We start from the raw sequence: 21,469 nt of genomic DNA, 5'->3' as shown, positions 1-21,469 counted from the left end.
AAATGAGCGATTTGTTGCCCAAAAGCGAAATCTTGCTCTGGAAGCTCCTGCTAACAGGGGAAGAACCGACCAAGTCGCAAGTGAAGCCAAAGCATAGGGCCAAAGAGCTCAAGCTGTTGGAGGAAAAGGGCCTCATTGAATGCAAGACTGTAGTCGAAAAGGGAAGGAGGATAACCCGGCTTGTGCTGACTGACAAGGCCTGGGACTGGGCTTCTACCACACCTCCAACGGCCATTGCCCGTTCCAAGTCGCCAGAGGCAGCAGCCGTTTTGCAAAAGGCGTTGGCAACCCTAGTGGATTACGCACAGCGGGAGAACGTTCCCTTGGCGCGGATTCTAGGCCTACGGCCGAGTAGCGCGAACAGACCCTCTCTCGGTGGAGCAGCCCCTGTTCCTACTGGGCAAACGCAGCCCTGGGAAGTTAGCGAAGGGGAGGTTGATCCTAACTTCCTCGAGAAGGTCTTTCGCACCTGCGAGGAGATGGGAGGGCGCTACTACCTAGTCTACTTATCCGACTTGCGCAAAAGATTTCCCGATGTTCCCTCCTGGCTATTGGATCAGGCGCTCCTGACTTTGCACGACCAAGCCAAGATAGTGCTGATGAACCTGGACGATCCTCTGTCCATTACTCCTGAAATCAAAGCCGCCGCTATTAACCTGTACGGCTACGACAAGCACGTTCTTCGTGTTAGGAACTAGCCATGACTTCCAAGGAAAGTACCTCTTTCTCAATCAACCAACAAAAAGCTCTAGAAGCCCTCAAGGAGGTTGATTTTGATTGGACAGTTCATCTTAGAAAAATCTGGCAACCTCCGGATTTTGACGTTCCTGAGCTTAACTGGGATGTCAGGGAGCAGCTATTCAGCCGGCTGGAGAAGTTAATCCAATCTCCCCAGATGGAGACACCCTTTGGAATCCCTGTGCTTGGCGATGGTGGCTCTGGCAAAACCCACCTTCTCAGGGTCTTAAGACAGCGCTGCTTTGAAAAAGGGGTGGGATTTGTCCTAGTGGACATGACCGATGTGAAAGACTTTTGGGAAACCGTAATCCAGGGCTACCTCACCTCTCTGCTTCAGGAAGAGCCTGATGGCACTAGCCAGCTCCAAAAAATTCTCGATCTGGTCTTTCTGAGAGCTCTCTCTACTCCCAAGCAGGCGAAGGAGATCGCCAGTTTTTCCCACGAATCTTTGCTCGACGTCATTAGACAAACTCTGCAATGGCTATTCACTCAAGATCGCAAGCACACCATCAAGTACCAAGATTGTGTACGAGCTGCCATTCTAGCTAATTCGAATGATTTTTCACTGGCGTCAATAGGTACTAGCTGGATACAGGGCCTAGGTGTGGAATCAGAGGTTGCCCGACAATTCGGTTTTACCAACGCCAGCTTAAATCCTAGTCAAGTTGTTGCAGGGCTTTCTTGGCTGATGAGCCTAAGGGGACTCACTGTAGTTGCTTTGGATCAGTTAGATCCCATTCTTGTGCAATCTCAAACAAGTCCTAGTCCTTCGTCATCCTTGCAGGAGCTCTCGCCAGAGACAGAAAGAGAAGCTTCCCAAAACATCACTCATAACATCGCAGGTGGCCTCATTGGGCTACGGGACTGCCTCTCCCGATCCCTTGTCATCATCTCTTGCCTAAACCAGTCTTGGGAAATTCTAACGAAAACAGCTGTTCAAACCTTTACAGGACGCTTTGAGCCGCCTTTAACTTTGAGGCCTCTTCCTCGGGACAGTGTCGCTGTCGCTGAGGGAGTTGTTGTTCCTCGCCTGCAGGCTGCCTACCACAAGGTGGGCTTTATCCCTCCCTATCCTTCCTACCCGTTTAAGCCGGAGTTCTTCCAGCAGAGTATCTATCCTCGGCAGCTCCTCCAGAAATGTCATGAGCACAGGGAGCAATGCCTACGGGAAGGGAGAGTTACCGAGTTAGGTGTCCCAAGTTCTGCTCCTATCACTCCAAGTCCCCCTCCACTGAAGGAACTAGATCGAATCTTTGAGGAGGCCAAGCAAAAGGTTGATATTTCCCCGTATTTACAGGAAAACGAGAACGAGATATGGAAAGAGCCCCTAGCTTCTCTGTGCAAATTTCTCGTCTCGCAGGAAAAGTTGCCGGCTAGTATTGGCAGCCAAGTGGAAACTGACTTCCCTGGATCCAGAGGTTTCTCGCCTCTGCATTCTCGCTTGCGGCTAATCTTCTACGAGGCAAACGAGCGGGAAAGGCACCTTTGTTTTACAGCTATTCAATCAACTAATCCTAGATCTTTCCAAACTCGCTTAGTAGCTGCTAGAACGGCAGCCGGGATCGACGCGGCCCTGCGATTTCGCAAGTTGGTAGTGGTGCGCACTACCTCCCTACCAGGAGGCGAACGTACTCAGAAACTGTGGCAAAAGTTCCTTGAGGAGGGTGGGATCCACTGGCGGCCCAGTGAAAGGGAAATCAGGGTTCTGCTGGCCCTGGAGCAGCTCCAATCCAGACCCGGTTTTACGGACTGGCTGGCCGAGCGGCAGCCCCTTGCCCAACTGGCAGCCGCCGAGCCGGATTCGGGTCTGGCCAAGCTCCTCGCCTGGCTGAAGGAAGGGATCCCTGCGCAGGAAACTCCAAAAGTTGAGCCTGCCAAAAAAGGGGATTTCTCACTTTCTAGGGTAGAGAACGGCAAGGCCCCTCAAGCCAAGCAGGATCTGCACCTAACGGGTTTGTTTGTCGGACGACGCTGGATAGCCAACCGGGAGGGTGAGCCAGTTTTTCTGCCCATCGAGGAGCTGGTGCGGCACACTGTGATTTTGGCTGGCAGCGGCTCGGGGAAAACGGTGCTCTTGAGGCGAATGGTGGAAGAGGCAGCCTTGCAGGGGATCCCTTCCATCGTCATCGATGCAGCCAACGACTTGGCCCGGCTGGGGGATCCCTGGCCTGCCGCTCCCGAGGGCTGGACAGAGGAGGATCAAGCCAAGGCAGAGCGCTACTTTGCCCAAACCGAGGTGGTGGTTTGGACCCCTGGGCTGGCGGCGGGCAACCCCCTCACCCTTGCCCCCCTGCCGGACTTTGCTGCGCTGGCCGGTGATCCCGAAGAGCTGGAGCAAGCCGTCGACATGGCCTGGGGCGCCCTCCAGGAGATCGTGGCCCCCGGCAAGACCGTCAGCGACGAGCTGAAGCGGGGGGTTCTTAAGGCAGCTTTGAAATACTTTGCCACCCACCAGCCGGGATCTCTAGCTGACTTTGCCGAGTTCCTTGCGGACCTGCCTCCGGAAGCAGGAGCTGGTATCAGCAAGGCGCCGCAACTGGCGCTGCAGATGGCTAATCTCCTCAAGGCTGCCATGGTTAACAACAAGTTGCTCCATCAACAGGGGATGGCGTTGGATCCGGCCATCTTGTTGGGGCTGGGCTCAGACTACGGCAAAACCCGGGTGTCGGTTGTCAACTTGGTGGGCCTTCCCACCCTGGGGGAACAGCAGCAATTTCTCAATCAACTGGCCATGGCGCTGTTTACCTGGATCAAGAAAAACCCCGCCCCGCCGGAAGCGCCAGTGCGCGGGCTGCTGGTCATCGACGAGGCCAAAGACTTTGTGCCCTCCCAGGGGACTACCCCCTGCAAGCAGAGCCTGCTGCGCCTGGCCGCCCAAGCGCGCAAATACGGCTTGGGTCTCATTTTTGCTACCCAAGCACCCAAGAGCATCGACCACAACGTCATCGCCAACTGCTCCACCCAGTTTTTTGGCCGGGTCACGTCTCCGGCAGCCATCGAGGTAGTGCGGGAGCAAATTGCCCAGCGGGGAGGAAGCGGAGAAGATGTGGCTGTCTTAAAGGTGGGACAGTTTTATCTCTCCTCGCAGCAGCTTCACCCGCCCTGCAAAATCCAAACTCCCTGGTGCCTGTCTTTTCACGCCCCCACCCCTCTAAGCGAAGCTGAGGTGATCCAGCGCTCCCAGGCAGTTAAGCTCTAGGCTCTCATCTTAGCAGTTTTGCCGCTGTTGGCTGTCGCGGCAATCTTCTCATTGCTCTTCTATTCCCTGGCAACTTGCTGCTGCCAATTCCTGAGGCTGCCTGGCAGTTGGGAGGCCTCTGGAGCTATGCTCCCTTAAGGCAACTCGGGCAAGCTCGAGCAGGGATCCTCGGGAGCAGGGCAATGGGGCAGGGGCTAGGAAAAGCTCAGCAGCGGTGGTGGGTGTTGGGTCTAGTGGTGATTTGGGCTTGGCTGAGCTGGGGGAGGATGGCCTGGCCTGCTGCCTCCTGCCAGGATCCTCTCTTCCTCCGGCAAATCTTGGCCGCAATGGGCCGGCCTGAGGTGGTGGTGGAGGAAGTAGCTCTGTTTGATAGAGATCAGTGCCTTGTCCAGTTGGTGTTGGATCGCCGCGGGCTAAGGGGATCCCTGCCGCCGGAGATCGGCCAGTTTCGCCGGCTGCGGGCTCTGTCCCTAAGCTACAACCAACTTTCCGGCCCTATCCCCGCCGAGCTGGGGCAGTTGAGGGAGTTGGAACAGCTTTTTCTCGACTACAACCAGTTCTCCGGCCCCGTTCCGCCGGAGCTAGGGCAACTGCGCAACCTGCGGGGACTGTTTTTGGATCACAACCAGCTCTCCGGCCCCATCCCCCCAGAGCTAGGCCGGCTCAGCCGCCTAGAAAACCTCAGCTTGCAAAACAACCAGCTCAGCGGCGCCATTCCCGCCCAACTGGGCCAGATGCGCTCCCTCAAGGGGCTGTTTTTGGATCGCAACCAGCTCTCTGGGCCCATTCCGCCCCAACTGGGGCAACTGCACAACCTGGAAAACCTCTACTTGTCAGACAACCGCCTCAGCGGATCCCTGCCTCCGGAGCTGGCCCAACTCAAGCAATTGCGGGATCTGCGCTTGGCCCGTAACCGGCTCACGGGCGAGCTGCCCAGCTTTTTGGCAGAACTGCCGCGGCTGGAACGGCTCCACATCGAGGGCAACCCTGGCCTCTGCCTGCCGGCGGCCCTGTCGAGCTGGTTTGCCGGTCTCAATCCAGGGGATCCCACCTCCGCCCGCCCCTGCCCCTAGCGCTGGGATCTGGGTTTGCCGGCCTCCAGGTCTTCCGCCGACCTGCGATACTGGGATCAGGTGTCCACAGCCCACTACGCGAACGGTCAGCCATGTATATCCTAGAATTGCTTTTGAAAGGGAATCCCGCCCCCATCGTCGTCCACCAAAAAGAGGAGGAAGCGGCCAACCGCGCCTACCAAAGCGTGGTCAACGCTCTCCAGAGCGGATCCCCCCAAAGCTTGGAGCTGACCTGTGACCGCACCGGCAAAAAGGTGTTCCTGCTCACCGGCGAGCTGTGTGGCGTGCAAATGACCACCAAGTCGGGTGGCCCTGGTGCCCCAGGAACTCGTCCCGGCTTTTTGGCGCAGTTGCAGGGTTGAGAGCAGCTCTTCGGGTCTTCGCGAGGGATTCTCATGTCGGAGAGGGGGACAGAGTCCTTGCGCGGCGGCAAGAGGGAGTCCCCGCCGGCCATTCGGGTGGAGGGCCTGACCTTTGCCTGGCCGGAGCGTCCCCCGGTTCTGCGGGAGTGCAGCTTTGTCATTCCCAAAGGCCAGTTGTGGATGCTGCTGGGGCCTAACGGCAGCGGCAAGTCTACCCTATTGCAACTGTTGTCCGGATCCCTCACCCATCCTCAGCCCCTAGCGGGCCACCTGGAGGTGCGCGGGCGGCTGGGCCACGTGTTTCAAAACCCGGATCACCAACTGTTCATGCCGACGGTAGGGGCAGACGTCGCCTTTGGTTTGGGGGCAGAACCCCTCACGTTGGAAGAGATTGCCGAGCGGGTGGAAATGGCCTTGGAGCAGGTGGGCTTGCGGCACTTGATCCGCCGGCCCATCCACGGCCTCAGCGGTGGACAGAAGCAACGGGTGGCAGTCGCCGGGGCGCTGGCCCGGCGCAGCGAGGTTCTGCTTTTGGACGAGCCAACAGCCCTGCTGGATCCCGAGAGCCAGGCGGAGTTGCTGCGGTGCATCCGCCGCCTGGTGGATCAAGAGGGGATCACCGCTCTCTGGGTAACCCATCGGCTGGCAGAGCTGGAATGGGCGGATGGAGCAATTTTCCTCTCCGAAGGACAGGTGCGCCATCAGGGATCCCCAGAGCAGGTGCGGCAACAGCTTGGACAACTGTTTGGCGCCTTCAGGTCTTAGCCCCGCTGATCCCGAAGAGATCGCAAAAGGGTGGCTGCAACCCCCGGCGGTCGCTGCTTAGAATGGTAATGTATCCACAGCGATCGATAGGTTGGCAGCAAGGCATCATCCTGGACTTATCTACCCTGCGGAGCGGCAGGTTTCTGCCTGTTGATCCGCGAGTGCGCTAGATCCCTGCGGATCTGCGTCAGCAGATTATACCCGTGGGCCCCTGGCCCCATCTCGTTGAAAGGAGCTTGAGAATATGGGACTGTCTGAAGTCATTGCCAAAGAGCTGGAGAACGCGCGCAAAGTCTGCTCTGAGTACGGCGAAGGGGATCCTCACTGCCGTGCAGCTTGGGATGCTGTTGAGGAAGTGCTGGCAGCCCGCAGCCACCAGCCCAAAGCTCCCAGCAGCCTTGAGCAGCACTGTGCTGAAAACCCCGACGCCGTCGAGTGCCGTGTTTACGACACCTGATTTCTGGTAACCCTGCAGATCGGTCTCGGTTTATCGACAGCGATCGCAAGTGGGATCCCCGACAAGATCCAGCGGCCTGCCAGCTCCCTGCTGGCGGGCTTCGTCTTTCTGGGCCGGAATGCGTAGCTGGGCACCGAGAATTGAGTCCAGCCGGGACACTTTGCTCACCCCAGGAAGAGGGAGGATCGCCGGCTACTTCGAGCAACAACCCTCGAAACCGCAGCCCCTCGAACTTGAGGGTTGTGGGAGGCACCCTGCTCGCAAAGAAAGTTTCTCACGGAGAAAGCTTTTGAGCAGAGTCAGCCCGCCGCCATTGCCTCATCCACAAGACAAAGGCTGTTCCCAGCAGCACCATTTGTGGGATCAGCGTCTGCCAAGTGGGATACAAACCCAACCAGCGCAGCTTCGGGATCCCGGATAAGGGGGTGATCGGAAGCCAGCCCGCCACTTGCAAAGCATGGAGGCCGCTGCCCAGGAACTTAAAGCCCAAGTAAAAAATCAGCAGGCTTAAACCCCGGAAAAAAGCCCCCAAGGGCAGCTTCAGCCCCACCTGCAGCAGCAAGACCGCCATCCCCACCAGCAGCAGGGATCCCAGACCGATCCCCAGCCAGAGATCTTTTGCCGCCAGGGAAGGGGCCAATCCCACGTAAAACAACACCGTTTCTGCCCCCTCGCGAAACACCGCTGCAAAGGCCAGGAAAGCTAGGGAAAAAACCTGGCCTGTGGCGAGCGCTGCCTGGGCTTGTTCTTGCACAAAGGTCTGCCAGGAAGCAAGGGCGGCCCGCCGGTGCAGCCAGAGGCTGACCGAAAACAGCAAACCTGCTGCCACCAGCCCAGTCATCCCCTCCAGTACCTCTTGGCGGGTGTGGGTCAGCAACTGCTGGAAAAACAACTTCACCAGCAAGGCGAGCATCACCGCTGCCAGCAGACCCATGGATCCCCCCAGCCACACCCAGCGCTGCGGGGCCGACTGCCCACTTTTGCGCAGAAGGGCCAGCAAAGCCACCAGCACCAAAAGCGCCTCCAGACCCTCCCGCAGCAAAATCGAGGCAGCATCCAAAAAGGTGTAGTCCGACATAGGTTCACCCAGGCAGGTGGCTCAATTCTAGCGTTGCCTGAGGAGAGGCTCAGGTGGTGGCGGGGATGAACTTCAGAGCAGCAGAGTTGATGCAGTAGCGCAGACCCGTTGGTGGGGGACCGTCCCGAAACACGTGCCCTAAGTGACCACCACAGTTGGAGCAGTGAACCTCGGTGCGAGGCACAAGCAACTTCCAATCCGTCTTGGTGCCGATCACATGAGGAGCAATCGGCTCCCAAAAACTGGGCCAACCAGTGCCACTGTCGTATTTGGCTGCCGAGGAAAAGAGCTCCTGCCCACAGCCAGCGCAGACATAGATCCCTGGAGCTTTGTTGTCGTAGTAGGCGTTGCGGAAGGGGGGCTCGGTTCCCTCTTGGCGCAGCACATAGTACTGCTCTTCGGTGAGCAGTTGTCGCCACTCAGCGTCGGTTTTGGTAACGGGATAGATTTCTTGAGCCATCGCCTGTTGCTCTCCTGTCAAGCTGAGGGGTGCCGTAACGAACCCGGCCACTGTCAAGTCAAAAGCTTGCCTCGTCGCATAAGCGGTTTGTCCGTCCTGACATGGGTGAAGCCATCGCCGCCGGACTCTCCAGTTGCCCTGTCCGGCTGTTTCTGAGACTTGCAAGCAGATGCTTGTATGTATCTTAACTCTTCTTCACGTCTTCTTCCCCACAAAGGCGAAGGTACGGGTATCTTCACCATTGGTCGGCTACCCCTCAGCCAAAGCCGGCAGTTTCCGCGCGGCAAAGAGTCGGCGAGCTTCTCTATGAGTTCTATCTGTAGCTTCTATCCCTGGCTGGGGACATACTCCCGCTACAATGAGCACAGGCAAGGGATCCGTTCGGCCTAGGCGGGCTGGCCTGGGGATTCTTTTGCTAACCCTGAAAACGACGGAGTTATTGCCATGTTGCTGGTCGGCTCAGGCGCCAAGTTTGTGCAGCAGCTCGAGCAGTGTGGGGCTCTGGCCATCTTTGTTACCCCAGAAGGGGGATCGGAAGGGCACTACCTGCGGCGGCTGCGCGGAGCTGGCTACGAGGTAGTCACCCTTTCCAGCAAGGGGATTGGGGATCTGGCCAGTTATCTGACGTCCAGCCATGGGGTGCGGCCTGCCACGCTGGGCAAATCGCAGCGGCGCACCTATTTCTACCCCTCGTTGATCGAGCAGTACCGCGCCACCTTGCCCCCAAAGGCCAAGGGATTGGTGTTTTGGTTTTACGAGGGGCATGTGCTCAGCCGGCAAGAGCTCTCCTACCTGGTGAAGCTGAGCCAAGAAGATAAGGGCGTGAAATTTGTGGTGGAGCTGGGTCGAGAGCGGTCAATTCGGTGGCAACCTCTGCAGAGTGCCTGAGGATCTGTTCAGATTCCTCGAAAATTCTTTGCTACCATCTCAAGTAGGCGGCCTGCAGCCCAGACTCTCATCTTGCCGGTGGCCTTCCGTGCCTGTGACCTTGCCGAACGTCTCGCTGCAACAGGGTACTTGGTTTAAGCTGATCTGCGGCGCAAGTTTCCACCACTTGCCGTCGATTCGGGAGTTAGCTTTCCTCTACACGCTTGCCGGTGCCGATTGCATTGACGTCGCCGCTGACCCAGCCATTGTGCAAGCTGCCCAAGAAGGGATCCGGCGGGCCCAGGCAGAAGATCCCCAGGTGGGGTCCCCCTGGTTGATGGTCAGCGTCAACGACGGCGAAGATGTGCATTTTCGCAAGGCGGTGCTGACGGATCCCGTCTGTCCTGCCGACTGTCCGCAGCCCTGCCTAGCCGTTTGTCCGCCCCACGCCCTGATCCGGGCAGGCACTTCCACCCAGGTTCACATCCGGGCAGAGCTCTGTTACGGCTGTGGCCGCTGTGAGCCGGTGTGTCCCCACCAACGCATCGCCACCCAAGGCTATCAGGTTGCGGCGGCGGAGATCCTGCCGTCCTTGCTAGAGCTGGGGGTTGAGGCGGTGGAAATCCACACCCGTATCGGTCGACAGAGCCAATTCGCGCAATTGTGGGGATCCCTAAAGCCCTGGCTGCGGTGGCTGCGGGCCGTCTCGATCAGCTTTAACGATGGTCCCGGCCTCGAGGTCTATTTGCGGGATTTGCTGGCCTTGATGGATCCCTTGCCGGAGGTGTTGATCTGGCAGGTGGACGGTCGGCCTATGAGCGGGGATCTTGGAGCTGGCGCCGGCAAGGCCACTCTGAAGTTGGCCCGAAAGGTGTTGAGCATGGGGTTGCCCGGCTATGTGCAGTTGGCAGGAGGAACCAATGGGCAAACGGTGTTGCTGCTGGATCCCCGTTGGCCGGTGGCGGGGGTGGCCTTCGGCAGCTATGCGCGACAGTTGGTGGCCACCTACTTGGAGGGGGGGCCTGGATTGGCAGGTGGGATCCCAGTGGCCAAGCAGTTGGTGCAGCAAGTGAAGCAACGAGCGGTGGCCCCCAGACAAACCTGTTTTTCCAGTGTTTAACAACGTTGCCCGACCATGAGTTTCTTAGTACAGCCCTTCAACCCGTCGGCGGATCGGGAAGGTGCTCCGCACCGCTCCAGCGAACGCACCTCTTTTCCCGGGCAAGTCCTCTACAACGACGATTTGGGCAAGCTGCTGGACGTTCTGCCCGCCTCCATCCGCCAGCGCCTGGAGCAGCATCCCCAGTTGGATCGGCTGGTAGAGGTGGTGCTGGATTTGGGCCGCCGCCCGGAAGCCCGCTTCCCCGGCTTTGCCGATTACCTCTCGGAGGAGGTGGTCACCCGCGCCGACCTGGATCTGGTCATCAGCCAAGTGGGAGAGTTTAGCGGCGACAACCGCGCCGGCATTGCCTCAACTCTGCACCGGATCAGCGCCATTCGCAACCGCCAGGGCACGATCATCGGCCTCACCTGTCGGGTAGGGCGTTGCGTTATCGGCGTCATCAGCATGATCCGCGATTTGGTGGAGCAGGGCCGCTCGATGCTGTTGCTGGGCCGCCCAGGGGTGGGCAAAACCACCGCCCTACGGGAAATTGCCCGCGTGCTGGCGGACGAGCTGCACAAACGGGTCATCATCATCGATACCTCCAACGAAATTGCCGGCGATGGCGACGTGCCCCACCCAGGGATTGGCCGGGCCAGGCGCATGCAGGTGGCCAGCCCGGAGCTGCAGCACAAGGTGATGATCGAGGCGGTGGAAAATCACATGCCGGAAGTGGTGGTGATCGACGAGATCGGCACCGAGTTGGAGGCTCTGGCCTCCCGCACCATCGCCGAACGGGGGGTGCAACTGGTGGCCACTGCCCACGGCAACCGCATCGACAACCTGATCAAAAACCCCACCCTCTCCGACCTAATTGGCGGGATCCAGTCGGTCACGCTCGGAGACGAAGAGGCGCGGCGGCGGGGCTGCCAGAAGAGCGTCTTGGAGCGGAAGGCCCCCCCCACGTTTGAGATTGCGGTGGAGATGCTGGAGCGGGATCGCTGGGTCATCCACGAAGATGTGGCGGCCACTGTGGATCGCCTCCTGCGCAACCGCGAGCCGCTGGTGCAACTGCGCAGCCTGGACGAACGCGGCCAAGTGGTGATCGAGCGCCCCACCCTGTCTGGGCCCCAGTGGCCCCCCCCTGCCGGCAGCACCCTGTCCCCAACACGGGAGCGGGGGGGATGGCGCCGTTCTGGGCGGATGGAAGCTCTGCCCCTAGAACCAAGTGAAACTCGTCTGCGCCAGCCCGGCGAATCTGGCTCGCCTTCGGCCAAGGGGGAGGAATCTGTCCCGCCAGCAGCAGCGGGATCCCGTGCTGAGCCTCAAGTTATGGCCAGCCCCAAGGCAGAGTCCAGGGCTGAGGCGGAAGAGGATGCCGACTGGGAGGAACCTGCTGCGGCTGCCCTGGCAGAACGGCAATGGGATCTGGATGGGCCGCTGAGGATCTATCCCTACGGGGTTAGCCGCTTCCATCTGGAGCAGGTGATCCAGACTTTGAAGCTGTCGGCGGATGTCACCAAAGATCTGGATGAGGCAGATATTGTTTTGGCTTTGCGATCCCAGGTGCGCAGCCGCTCCAAGATCCAGCAACTGGCCCACGCCCGCCAAATCCCGATTCACACCGTCAAGGCCAATACCCTGATCGCCCTTGCCCGCGCCCTGCGTCACATCCTCAACATCGAAAGCGAGGACGGCTCCGATTCCGACCTAGAGCTGTTCATTCGGGCCAGCTCGGGCGACGAAACGGAAGCCTTGGAGGAGGCCCGGCTGGCGGTAGAGCAGATCGTCATTCCCAAGTCCCAGCCGGTGGAATTGCTGCCCCGCTCCCCTCTGATCCGCAAGCTGCAGCACCAGCTAGTGGAGCACTATCACCTGCGGGCCCAGAGCTTCGGCGAAGAGCCCAACCGCCGCCTGCGCATCTATCCCAACTAGCTCCAGCCAGGGTTCCTCAGGCCAGCAGGGATCCGGCGATCATCCCTGCCAAGAGAATGAAGCCCTGGAGGACGTTTTGGCCGAAGATGGCCATGTAGAGAGTGGGAGGGGGATTGACCTGGTGAAGCTGCCAGGTTTGCCGGCCCCAGAGAGCGGCGGCAACTGCCAGGCTAAGGAAATAGACCGCGTGCAACTGCAGGCTGATCCCCACCCCCAAGAGGGCAAGGGCGGCGCCCAAGAAAAACAGCCCCACCGCCGTTGGGGTTTGTCTCCCAAAAAAGCGGGCGCTGGAGTGGATCCCGGCCCGTTCGTCGTCCTCTCGATCCGATAGAGTATAGACCGTATCGAACCCCAACGTCCACAACACCGTGGCCAGCCACAGCCAGCCCAGCCCCTCCTCCCACAGGGGTGTGTGGGGATCTTGGCCGCTCACCGCTGTCCAACTGATGAGCACGGCAAATCCCCAGGCCAGGGCTAGCACCAGTTGGGGCACGGGAAACACCCGCTTAGCCCCCGGATAGAGCAGGATCACCGGCACTGCCGCCACGCAGAGGGCAAAGCTGACCGGGTTGAGAAAAAGCGCCAGCCCCGCCGCACAGGCCAAGGTCAGCAGCGCCATCACGATGCCGACGGCAACGGTCAGTTCGCGGCTGGCCAAGGGGCGGTTGCGGGTGCGCTCCACCAAGGGATCCAAATCCCGATCCCAGAGGTCGTTGATCACACAGCCCGCCCCGCTGGTGGCCAAGCTGCCCAAAATCAGGATCCCCACCAGCGGCCAAGGCGGCGTTCCCCGTCCGGCCAGAAAAGCCCCCCACAAAGCCGGGATCATCAGGATCAGCCGCCCTGCCGGCTTATGCCAGCGCAACAGCCGTAAAATCGCTCCGCCAGTGGCCCAGAGTGCAGAAGGAGAGGCAGACATAGCCAGGTCGAAAGAGGGCCAGTTGCCGAGAGGAATGGAGCTCCGCACCGATCTTAAATCATCCTAAACTGGCCCGCCCTGGAACCCTTGTCGTCCCCCTCGCCGTCTCTACTTTTTGGCCAGCATTTGGCTCCTCTTTTCCCACTATTGGCCAGCCTGAGAAGTTTGATATCCTAGCGGGGGGCTGCTGTTGAGGGTGATGAACTTTGCTGCTTTTCCCCTGTGAGGCCGTTCGCGCAAGCGAGACGGAGTCTGCCATGCAAGCAACCCTTTCCATGACCAGTCAACTTCCCGAAGTTCAAGTCAAGGAAGCTCCTCCCCTTCTGGAGACTCTGCTGGTGGTGGACGATGAGGATGCAATCCGAGAAACCGTTGCCGTTGCTCTCGAAGAACAGGGATACCAAGTTTTGCAGGCCGCCGATGGTCGACAAGCGCTGGAGCTGGTTCACACGGCCGAACGGCTGGATTTGATGATCTTGGATTTGATGCTGCCCGGCTTGAACGGCTTGGATCTGTGCCGGCTGTTGCGCCGGGAGGGCAACACCATCCCCATCCTGATGCTGACGGCCAAAAGCAGCGAGACCGACCGGGTGGTGGGCCTGGAGCTGGGAGCCGACGACTACCTGACCAAGCCCTTCGGCATGCGGGAGCTGATCGCCCGCTGTCGCTCCGTGTTGCGCCGTCGGCAGCAGTCCCACGCCAGCGAGGCCACGGTGCTCCGCTACGGGGATATTTGCATGTTTACCCAAGAGTGTCGCGTCTTGGTGCGGGGAGTGGAGGTGAGTTTCTCGCCTAAGGAGTTCCGCCTGCTGGAGCTGTTTATGTCCAACCCTCGCCGCGTCTGGACGCGGGAACAGCTCTTGGAGCGCATCTGGGGATCCGACTTCATGGGCGACAGCAAAACGGTGGACGTCCACATCCGCTGGCTGCGGGAAAAGTTGGAGCTGGATCCCAGCAACCCAGAGTATTTGGTGACGGTGCGCGGCTTCGGCTATCGCTTTGGCTAGGGTTGGGAACTCCTCTCACGCCAGCGGCGGGCAAAAGAGAGGGCTTCGGCGCGGGTTTGGATCTGCCCCGCGGCCTGCGCCTCCTGTAGAGCCTGCAGCAACTGGCCCACCCAGGGTCCGGGTTTAGCACCCAAGCTGTGCAGCAGGTCGTTCCCATCCAGCAGGGGCACCAAATGGGCCAGGGGATCCTGGGGATCTTCGTAGCGCCGGAGCCAGGATTCTATCTCTTGGGGGCTGCTGCCGGTGGCTGCTGCCAGCAGGGCCAGGCCGCCGAAGAGGGATCCCGCCTGGTGATAGAGCCGCCACTGTTGTCCGGGAGTGGGGGAATGGGTCAGAAGCGTTTGCAACAGGGGTAGAAGCTGGTGCAGCTTCTGGATGGCCCGCATCTCGGCGCGGCTAAAGCGCAGCCGTTCCAGCTCGGCTTCCACCGTCTCGGCAGGGGTGCCCGCCGGATCCCACAGCAGGGCTGCCAACACCGTTGCCAACAGGCCGCCGCGCCGATCCGCCAAAGGCTGGGCCAGCTCCGCCAGAGTGCGGGGATACTGAAGCTGCCAGATCTCGGCCCATTGCCACACCGCTTGGGCCTGGGCAAAGCCGGGGCTCTGGGGCGCTAGGCGGGGCAGCCAAGCCGCTAGCAGACCTGCCGCCACCGCTGCCTGCAGGTGGGCCAAGCCGGGGATCCCCGTCTCCAACAAGGTCACCACCTCGGCCCGCACCCGCTCTGCCGCCACCCTGGCCAAAAGGGGGGCCCGCTGACGAATCGCCTCTGCCGTGGCCGGATCCAGCGCAAACCCCAGTTGAGCTGCCTGGCGATAGGCCCGCAACAGCCGCACCGGATCGGCACTGAGGTTGTCGGGGTGAACCATGCGCAGACACCCCTGCTGAATGTCCGCCCGCCCCCCCGTGGGATCCAACAGGTGCCCCTCCTGCAGTTCCAGAGCCAGGGCATTGCAGGTGAAGTCCCGCTGCCGCAGATCTGCCTCCGGGGTGGGGCCCACCTGCAGGGCCGCGTCCACCGTCGCCGCTGTGGGGGTGGAAGCCCCTCCTTGGCCCAGCACGATGCGGGCAATCTGTCGCTCCGCATCCAGCACCACAAAGCCGGCCTTCAGCCGCCGCGCCACCCCCGCCGCCCACCCCACGGGATCCGCCGGACACATTAAATCCAGATCCACCGGCCCCTTGGAGTCTCCAGCCTGGCCCCGCAGCCAAGCCAGATAGGCATCCCGCAGGGATCCCCCCACCCAGTAGCTCCCCTGGGGCAGCCACTCTTTGGGAAAGGGCAGCCGTTGGCGGAAATAGGTCAGCAGCCACTTGCTCAGCAGGGCTTCGCTCATCGATGTGCACAGGGGGGAGACTTCGATGATCTAAAGGGCTAGGATCCCCAGAGCGCAAGCAACCAGACAGGCCGTACCCTCACCTGACCGCTGCGCAAAAACAAGCGATTGCTTTTGGGGATTTGACCCTCGCTTGCCCAGGCCCGCTCGCGGCCTGGATCCCTTTTAGCTATCGCTCCAGCAGCGAGCCGCCCACCGCCGCCGGTACAAAAGCAGGTGCTGAAGTGAGCAGATGGGGCCGCACCAGCGCCACCAGCCCGGCAATAAACAGCGGGTCGGCATTCAACGCGGGCACGCGGCGAAACTCGCGGATCCCAGCCTGGTGGGCCAGCTCCCGATACTCGATGTCGATCTCCTGCAGGGTTTCGATGTGCTCCGACACAAAGCTAATCGGCACCACCAGCAGTTGCCTGACCCCGCACGCTCCCAGCTCTGGGATCACCGTCTCGGTATAGGGCTGCAGCCAGCGCACCGAGCCCACCCGGCTCTGATAGGAGAGGGTGTGGCGATTGGGGCGCCCAACTTCCCGCCAGATGAGCTGGACGCAGGCCTCCATCTCCTGCTGGTAGGGATCCCCGGCCTGGGTGACATAGCTTTCGGGAATGCCGTGGGCGCTAAAGAGCACATGCACCCCTGCCGGATCCTCGAAGGCATCCAACTGCTCCCGGATGGCCCTAGCCATGGCCTGGACATACTGGGGCTGGTCGTACCAAGAGCAGATCTGGCGGCGCTCGATGCGGGCCAGCTCCGGGTCTTCGGCCCAGAGGCGATCCAGGAGTTTGAAGCTGGAGCCGGTGGTGCTGATGGAGTACTGCGGGTAGAGCGGCAGCACCACCAGGCGGGTGATCCCATCCGACTTGATCTGCTGCACCACCGACTCGATCAGCGGGTGCCAATAGCGCATGGCCACATACACCGGCACGTCGTAGCCCGCCGCCACCAGTTGAGCCTGCAACGCTTGTGCCTGGGCGGCGGTGATGCGCCGCAAAGGGGATCCCCCCCCGATGGCCGCGTAGTTGCGCCGGGATTTGGGCGCCCGCAGCGTGGAGATGGCCCAGGCAAAAGCCCTCTGCAAAAAGGGAAAGGGCAGGCGGATCAGCTCGGGATCGGCAAAGAGGTTGTAGAGAAAGGGCTGCACATCAGCCTGGGTCTCTGGCCCCCCCAAGTTCAGCAGGAGCACGCCGCTTTTGGACATGACAAACCCAATGACCTTCCTTATCCACTGTAGGAGGTCTTGCCCCCCAGCGGGGAAGGGGCATTAAGTTTTCTTGCAACCTTTCTCAGCTTTCTCTCGGCCCCCATCCTTAGCCAGGGATCCCCCCTCCTCCCCTACTGCTCCGCCCGGTGTCAGCTAGAAACCGCAGGAGCCCCGCGCTCTGGCGCAGCCGAGCGTCGGGAGGAATGCGGTCTGTTGATGTATAGTGACAGCATGACCCAAGTCTTGACTATTTCCTGCGAACTGTTCGCGCTAGCGGGACGGAGTCCTATCGGAGTCGCAAGCCGCCAAGTTAGATGCGACGCTGGACGCCTTTGTGCAGGCCTTGAACTGGGTCAACCAAAACACGCCGGAGAAGATCCTCAACGCCCTTAAGCTCCAATCTCTGGGTTACCGCGACATCCGTGCCCGCTTTGGCCTATCCAGCAACCTGGCACAACAGGTATGCAGACGGGTGGTATCTGCCCGCAAGACTGCCAGCCAGAAAAAACCGTCCGGTCAAAGCCTTCAAGGCGGGCTTCGTGACCTACGCTGCCCGCATCTTCTCCTTCCGAGCGAAAGACTGGACAGTATCGCTCACCACCGTTGAGGGGCGGGAACGGTTGGAGCTGTCCATCGGCAACTATCAACGAGGGATGCTGGCCGGCACCAATCCCCAATCGGCCACCTTGTCAAACGCAAAGAGGGTTCTTACTACGATTTGTGTGGAAACGCAACCGCCGGAGCTGCAAACCGCGGCTAAGGCGATTGGGGTGGACTTGGGGAGGAGAGATATTGCCCATACCTCAGAGGGAGATCCCTGGAATGGACAGCCGTTGATCCTGGTTGCGAGCGGTGCTCCCATGCAAAGCTAGTCAGGGCACAAGGTCTAGTCGGCGTAGATGCCGCCAACTCTTGCAACAGCTGTCTGGTCAGGAGAGACGCTTGCAAACCTGGGTCAATCCCTGCATCTGCAAGGCTATTGTTTCCAGGGCAAAGGCGACCAATAGCACGATTGCCTTGGAAGACCTAACTGGAATCGGAGAGCGTGTCAACCAACCGCCACGGAGCAAAACGGAGCGTCGGCGGTCGAATAGTTGGGCGTTCTACCAGCTGAGGCAGTTTGTGCACTACAAGGCGCTGCGGGCCGGGGTCACGGTTGTGGTGGTGCCGCCTGCCTATACCTCGCAGATTTGCCACCAGTGCCTGTGGATCGGGCAACGGGAAGGGAAACGCTTCCGTTGTGTCAACCCGGCTTGCAGTTGGGAAGGGGATGCAGACTACAACGCAGCATTAGCGTCAGCGAAGCGTAGCGCCTATGTCATTGCATTATTGGGGGCTGCTGTAAACCGGCCACCCTACATCCCCCTGCCCCCCGTATACGGGGGGCAGTCGGAGCCGGGTAGTTTACAACTCTTGGCCGCGGTAAACCCGCTGTAGGGCCGGCGTGACCGAATAGCTATCGACATCGGCCAGGCTCAACTTCAAGCGCAGCGTATTGAGCAGCCGCTGGTAGGGGGGCACAAAAGGGGTTTTGCCAAAGGGTTGGACGGCATCCCGGGCAACTGTCTCCAGAGGGCAGCCACGGTAGCGGAGCGGGCCAGCCCCAACAAGGTGAGCTGAGGATCCCTCTTGGCCGGGATCCACCGTCAAGCCGCGAAACTGAATCGCTCCCGGACGAGAGGCTTTGCGATAGCGCAGATAGCCGGCCCACACCTGAGCCATCCACTCCGGCAGAGCTTCGGGCCGAACGTGGCAGCGCTCCGGCAACAGACGGTCGTTGAGAAAGCCGATGAGCCCAGACCAGGCCTTCCAGAGCAAGGCGGCGACGAGGCGAGTAGGGGGAGAGGATGAGATTTTCATAGATCTCTGCACAGCCGAGAGTTGGCGTCGATTATACCAGTCCAGAAAGGACTCCGTCCCGCTGCGCGAACGGCTGGAATGCTCGCCCTGAACGTCTTGCCGCAAAAAAAGGGAAGCTGGCTTTCGAGCCAGCCCGTGGAGCCCCCCAAACCCAAAGGACTCCGTCCCGCTGCGCGAACGACTACAATGGGCCCAAGGCTTGTCTGCCCTTTTCCTCTGGCAAGGGAGCGGCATTGCCCAAACAAGCAGACTCTAGCGACCACTGCAGTGAGCTGAGGGACTCGAGGACATGACCTGGCGCGGCAACATCACTCCCAGCGAAAGGCCTCCGGCCCGCTGGCGCGAACGGCTGTGGGGATCCCTTCCCTACCTTCTGCCTTTGGTATCGGCCCTGCCCTTCGGCTTTGTGCCCTCGGGTTTGTTTCAATCTCTGCCAGGTTTGATCCCCATTTTTAGTCCACTGCTGCGCTTGCTGCCCCTGGCCACAGGCTGGTTGGGGGTGGGGATATTTCTCGCCCTGCTATTTTTAGTCCGCAACAGCCGTGTCGCCCACTTTGTTCGCTTCAACACCATGCAGGCGCTGTTGCTCAACATTGCCCTGTTCTTGGTGCAAGTGTTGATGCAGGTGTTTGCTATGCTCTTTGGCAACCTCGGCCTGGCAGCACTTGTCAGCATTTTGGCCACCACCGCACTTCTGGGCGTGATCGCCATCACCGTCTACGCTTGGGTGCAGAACGTTCGCGGCCACTATGCCGAGGTGCCGGTGCTCTCCGATGCCGCCTATGCCTGGATTCGCTATTAATTCCTGGCAAAGAGGGAGGTAGGCAATGCCTAGTCCAGAAGTGAGGATGAAAGCGTTACGCCAACCGAAGCTGCTGGTCGGGCTTGCGCTGCTAACTGGAGTGCTGGCCCTGCTCTGGCCGATGCTGCAGCAAGGCTATCCCATTACTCACTCCACCCACTACAACCTCAGTTGGGCCTTTCAGTATCAGCGCCAGTTTTTCGGCGGGCAGTTTTACCCCCGCTGGCTGGAGTACTCCAACTTCGGCTACGGCAATCCCACCTTTGCCTTCTACCCGCCTTTGTGTATGGTAGCCACCCTGCCCTTTCGCGCCCTGGGGCTGGACCTGCCTGGATCCCTGGTGGCCAGCATGGGTCTAGCGATGGCGGTCTTTGGGCTGGGGCTATACGTTCTGCTGCGGCAGGTGCTTCCTTGGGCTTTGGCGCTGGTCTTGGCCCTGCTGAGCATGGCCGGCCCCTATTGGTTGATGGATATCTACCAACGGGGTGCAATTGGAGAAGTTTGGGCCATTGCCGTCTCCCCCTGGGTTTTCTGGGCCTCGCTACAGGTGATTTGCCGGCCTCAGTCCCTTTGGCCGATCGGGGCTTTGGCTCTGAGCTATGGCCTACTGGCCCTGTCCCATTTGCCCACTTTGCTGATTTTTACTCTGGTTTGGCTGCCCCTGCCGTGGGTGGTGGGGGGAAGGGATCCCTTATGGCCCAGAGTGGGACGCTGCTACCTGGGATTTGGTCTGGGACTGGGGTGGGCGGCTTTTTATTTGCTGCCGGCTTTCTGGGATCAGCGCCATGTCCAGGTGGATTTTGTCAACTTTGCCGAGGAATACATGCCCCAGCATCGCTTAATGCTGAGCGGGCTAACTCAGCTTCAGCCGCGCTGGACAGAGCACTGGTTTGAGAGCAACCTGGTGGGGTACTGGGTCTGGATGGCAGCGGTTGTGGTGGGCGTTGGGATCTTAGTTTGTCTAGAATGGCTGGTCCGCCGGCCGGGGAAGAGTTTTGATGCGGCTGGATCCCTTGCCAGAGCTACCTTGCTCTACAGCTTTGGGGCTAGCCTGGTGGCGCTGCTGATGACGACGGATCTGCTGGCTTGGCTCTACGAGTGGTTTCTGCCCCTGCAACGCATTCAATTTTCCTGGCGCTGGATGGCAGTGACGGCGGTAACCGTGCCCTGGCTTTTGGGGTCTCTAGCGGGTTGGGGATGGGGGCAAAGGCGCCTGCGGCTTCTCTTGCTGGTGGGGATCGGACTAGCTATGGGGGTGCAAACTTGGCAGGGCTTTCAACTCTTGTCCAAGGCCGGCTTTGATCCGCAGCTTGTTCAAACTTTTCAAGAGCTGGCTACAGCTAAGCAGTTTCCCAAGGAGCCCCAAGAGAGGCCCGGCATTGCTTTCTTCATGCACCTGCACTGGCGCTTTCCCGATGGGCTGGCGCTGGTGGATGTGCAGGAATACCGGCCCCGCAAGGCCACGCTGCCCATGCCGCCCCCGCAGGTGGATCCGCTGCTCCAGTGGCAAGGCGAGCTGGAGGATCCGGCCGCACAGCTACAGGTGGAAGAGTGGCGCTATGGCTATCGCCGCTTTCGCGCCATCAATCCCACGACTCAAGAGCAGCCCGTAGTCTTGCGCACGTTTTACTATCCCGCTTGGGAAGTTCAAATTGATGGACAGTTTAGGGCTGCCGAACACGACGGGTGGGGGCTGTTGCAGGTACGGATTCCCCCGGGAGAGCATCGCGTGGAAGTGCGCTACCTGGGCACGGCAGCCGAGTGGCTGGGCTGGATCCTGACCGGTGTAGCTGGTGTGCTGCTGGTAGAGCTGCGACGGCTGCTGCGTTGGAGGCCCTGGCTTAGGACACCTGAACAAGAGATGGCAGAAGGGAGCACTTCCACCTAAACAGGGCTGCCTGCGCTTAATACTCCCCCTCGTGCGGCTGGCTCCGGTTGAGGACAGGGCGTTTTGCGATATCGCCTAGCACGGCGCCTTGGCCGGTGTTGGTCGAGGGCATCAGCTTGGATGGTGAGGGAGTTGACACTCCCACCCAGGGGATTCTTACGCAGTCCACAAAAGAACCCGTAACGGCGTTGTCAAAGCGCCTCTAGACAGTTCCTTCACGCAAAGCCCCAAGGTTCTGCTGACTTTCTTAAGCAGGTTGGCGGCAGCATTTGCCTCAGCGTTGACCAACCACCCCTTTGCCGTTTGGTACAGGCCCCGCTTGATACGCTTTCCAGAGGGTCTCCACCCGTCGGGTTTTTCACCATCACTAGGTAGCTCATCTCCATCTAGGAAGCTTGCCTGAGAGCTGTACGCTTCCTCTACCT

The 21,469-nt window shown here is 60.3% G+C and carries 18 protein-coding genes and 1 pseudogene; 13 read left to right on the top strand and 6 right to left on the bottom strand.

Translation table 11 applies throughout. From position 1 onward, the window contains the following. Positions 1 to 2 precede the first annotated feature (2 nt). From SYN60AY4M2_RS03095 to SYN60AY4M2_RS03070, 6 genes are all read left to right on the top strand, one after another. Positions 3 to 698: a MarR family transcriptional regulator gene (locus SYN60AY4M2_RS03095; protein ID WP_099812254.1), complete on the top strand. Its 696-nt coding sequence runs from the start codon at positions 3 to 5 to the stop codon at positions 696 to 698. A 1,637-nt stretch (positions 699 to 2,335) separates the two neighbouring features. Continuing rightward, positions 2,336 to 3,937, top strand: coding sequence for an ATP-binding protein (locus tag SYN60AY4M2_RS14195; RefSeq protein ID WP_206336907.1), 1,602 nt, complete (start codon positions 2,336 to 2,338; stop codon positions 3,935 to 3,937). Positions 3,938 to 4,119: 182 nt separating this feature from the next. Then, a complete protein-coding gene (locus SYN60AY4M2_RS03085) occupies positions 4,120 to 5,010 on the top strand; it encodes a leucine-rich repeat domain-containing protein (protein ID WP_099812252.1) in 891 nt (296 codons plus the stop codon). 92 nt (positions 5,011 to 5,102) lie between these two features. Further along, positions 5,103 to 5,372 carry a hypothetical protein gene (locus SYN60AY4M2_RS03080; protein ID WP_011429902.1) on the top strand — a complete coding sequence of 90 codons (270 nt, stop codon included), beginning with the start codon at positions 5,103 to 5,105 and terminating at the stop codon, positions 5,370 to 5,372. Positions 5,373 to 5,405: 33 nt separating this feature from the next. After that, a complete protein-coding gene (locus SYN60AY4M2_RS03075; RefSeq protein ID WP_099812251.1) occupies positions 5,406 to 6,137 on the top strand; it encodes an energy-coupling factor ABC transporter ATP-binding protein in 732 nt (243 codons plus the stop codon). 244 nt (positions 6,138 to 6,381) lie between these two features. Beyond that, positions 6,382 to 6,594 carry a CP12 domain-containing protein gene (locus tag SYN60AY4M2_RS03070; protein WP_011429904.1) on the top strand — a complete coding sequence of 71 codons (213 nt, stop codon included), beginning with the start codon at positions 6,382 to 6,384 and terminating at the stop codon, positions 6,592 to 6,594. 274 nt (positions 6,595 to 6,868) lie between these two features. Here the strand turns inward: SYN60AY4M2_RS03070 and SYN60AY4M2_RS03065 are convergent, their stop codons facing one another. Both SYN60AY4M2_RS03065 and msrB read right to left on the bottom strand, forming a co-directional pair. Next, positions 6,869 to 7,672 (bottom strand): FTR1 family protein, encoded by an 804-nt coding sequence (locus SYN60AY4M2_RS03065; protein ID WP_099812250.1) that lies wholly within the window; start codon positions 7,670 to 7,672, stop codon positions 6,869 to 6,871. Positions 7,673 to 7,721: 49 nt separating this feature from the next. Continuing rightward, complete coding sequence (gene msrB / locus SYN60AY4M2_RS03060; RefSeq protein ID WP_011429906.1) at positions 7,722 to 8,132, bottom strand: peptide-methionine (R)-S-oxide reductase MsrB; 411 nt, start codon at positions 8,130 to 8,132, stop codon at positions 7,722 to 7,724. Positions 8,133 to 8,576: 444 nt separating this feature from the next. On the opposite strand from msrB, the gene ndhN reads away from it, so the two are divergent. The 3 genes from ndhN (at position 8,577) to SYN60AY4M2_RS03045 (ending at position 12,036) form a co-directional block, all read left to right on the top strand. After that, positions 8,577 to 9,020 (top strand): NAD(P)H-quinone oxidoreductase subunit N, encoded by a 444-nt coding sequence (gene ndhN / locus SYN60AY4M2_RS03055; protein WP_011429907.1) that lies wholly within the window; start codon positions 8,577 to 8,579, stop codon positions 9,018 to 9,020. Positions 9,021 to 9,114: 94 nt separating this feature from the next. After that, positions 9,115 to 10,119: an LdpA C-terminal domain-containing domain gene (locus tag SYN60AY4M2_RS03050; protein WP_240527696.1), complete on the top strand. Its 1,005-nt coding sequence runs from the start codon at positions 9,115 to 9,117 to the stop codon at positions 10,117 to 10,119. A gap of 15 nt (positions 10,120 to 10,134) precedes the next feature. Then, positions 10,135 to 12,036, top strand: coding sequence for a R3H domain-containing nucleic acid-binding protein (locus SYN60AY4M2_RS03045; RefSeq protein ID WP_206336906.1), 1,902 nt, complete (start codon positions 10,135 to 10,137; stop codon positions 12,034 to 12,036). Between the two features lie 16 nt (positions 12,037 to 12,052). Here SYN60AY4M2_RS03045 and SYN60AY4M2_RS03040 read toward each other — a convergent pair whose 3' ends face one another. Further along, a complete protein-coding gene (locus SYN60AY4M2_RS03040) occupies positions 12,053 to 12,955 on the bottom strand; it encodes a 4-hydroxybenzoate solanesyltransferase (RefSeq protein WP_099813212.1) in 903 nt (300 codons plus the stop codon). 275 nt (positions 12,956 to 13,230) lie between these two features. Here SYN60AY4M2_RS03040 and SYN60AY4M2_RS03035 point away from each other — a divergent pair, with 275 nt between their 5' ends. Then, positions 13,231 to 13,962, top strand: a complete 732-nt coding sequence (locus tag SYN60AY4M2_RS03035; RefSeq protein WP_049749731.1) for a response regulator transcription factor — start codon at positions 13,231 to 13,233, stop codon at positions 13,960 to 13,962. Here SYN60AY4M2_RS03035 and SYN60AY4M2_RS03030 read toward each other — a convergent pair. Together SYN60AY4M2_RS03030 and hemH are read right to left on the bottom strand one after the other, a co-directional pair. Continuing rightward, entirely contained in the window at positions 13,959 to 15,296 is a 1,338-nt protein-coding gene (locus SYN60AY4M2_RS03030; RefSeq protein ID WP_099812248.1) for a CCA tRNA nucleotidyltransferase, read from the bottom strand. The genes SYN60AY4M2_RS03035 and SYN60AY4M2_RS03030 overlap by 4 nt on opposite strands. A 169-nt stretch (positions 15,297 to 15,465) precedes the next feature. Further along, positions 15,466 to 16,491, bottom strand: coding sequence for a ferrochelatase (gene hemH, locus SYN60AY4M2_RS03025; RefSeq protein WP_011429913.1), 1,026 nt, complete (start codon positions 16,489 to 16,491; stop codon positions 15,466 to 15,468). A 234-nt stretch (positions 16,492 to 16,725) separates the two neighbouring features. Between hemH and SYN60AY4M2_RS03020 the strand changes: the two are divergent. Continuing rightward, positions 16,726 to 17,931 (top strand): annotated as a pseudogene (locus tag SYN60AY4M2_RS03020) (transposase). Here SYN60AY4M2_RS03020 and SYN60AY4M2_RS03015 read toward each other — a convergent pair. After that, complete coding sequence (locus tag SYN60AY4M2_RS03015; protein WP_168173308.1) at positions 17,899 to 18,354, bottom strand: hypothetical protein; 456 nt, start codon at positions 18,352 to 18,354, stop codon at positions 17,899 to 17,901. The pseudogene SYN60AY4M2_RS03020 and the gene SYN60AY4M2_RS03015 sit on opposite strands and share 33 nt — an antisense overlap. Before the next feature lie 289 nt (positions 18,355 to 18,643). Here SYN60AY4M2_RS03015 and SYN60AY4M2_RS03010 point away from each other — a divergent pair, with 289 nt between their 5' ends. Both SYN60AY4M2_RS03010 and SYN60AY4M2_RS03005 read left to right on the top strand, forming a co-directional pair. After that, positions 18,644 to 19,156, top strand: coding sequence for a Tic20 family protein (locus SYN60AY4M2_RS03010; protein ID WP_099812247.1), 513 nt, complete (start codon positions 18,644 to 18,646; stop codon positions 19,154 to 19,156). A gap of 46 nt (positions 19,157 to 19,202) precedes the next feature. Further along, a complete protein-coding gene (locus SYN60AY4M2_RS03005) occupies positions 19,203 to 21,044 on the top strand; it encodes a hypothetical protein (RefSeq protein ID WP_099812246.1) in 1,842 nt (613 codons plus the stop codon). Positions 21,045 to 21,469 lie beyond the last annotated feature (425 nt).

The sequence above is a fragment of the Synechococcus sp. 60AY4M2 genome, assembly GCF_002760375.1.
Lineage (GTDB): Bacteria > Cyanobacteriota > Cyanobacteriia > Thermostichales > Thermostichaceae > Thermostichus.
This window is presented reverse-complemented; position numbering and strand designations above follow the sequence as displayed.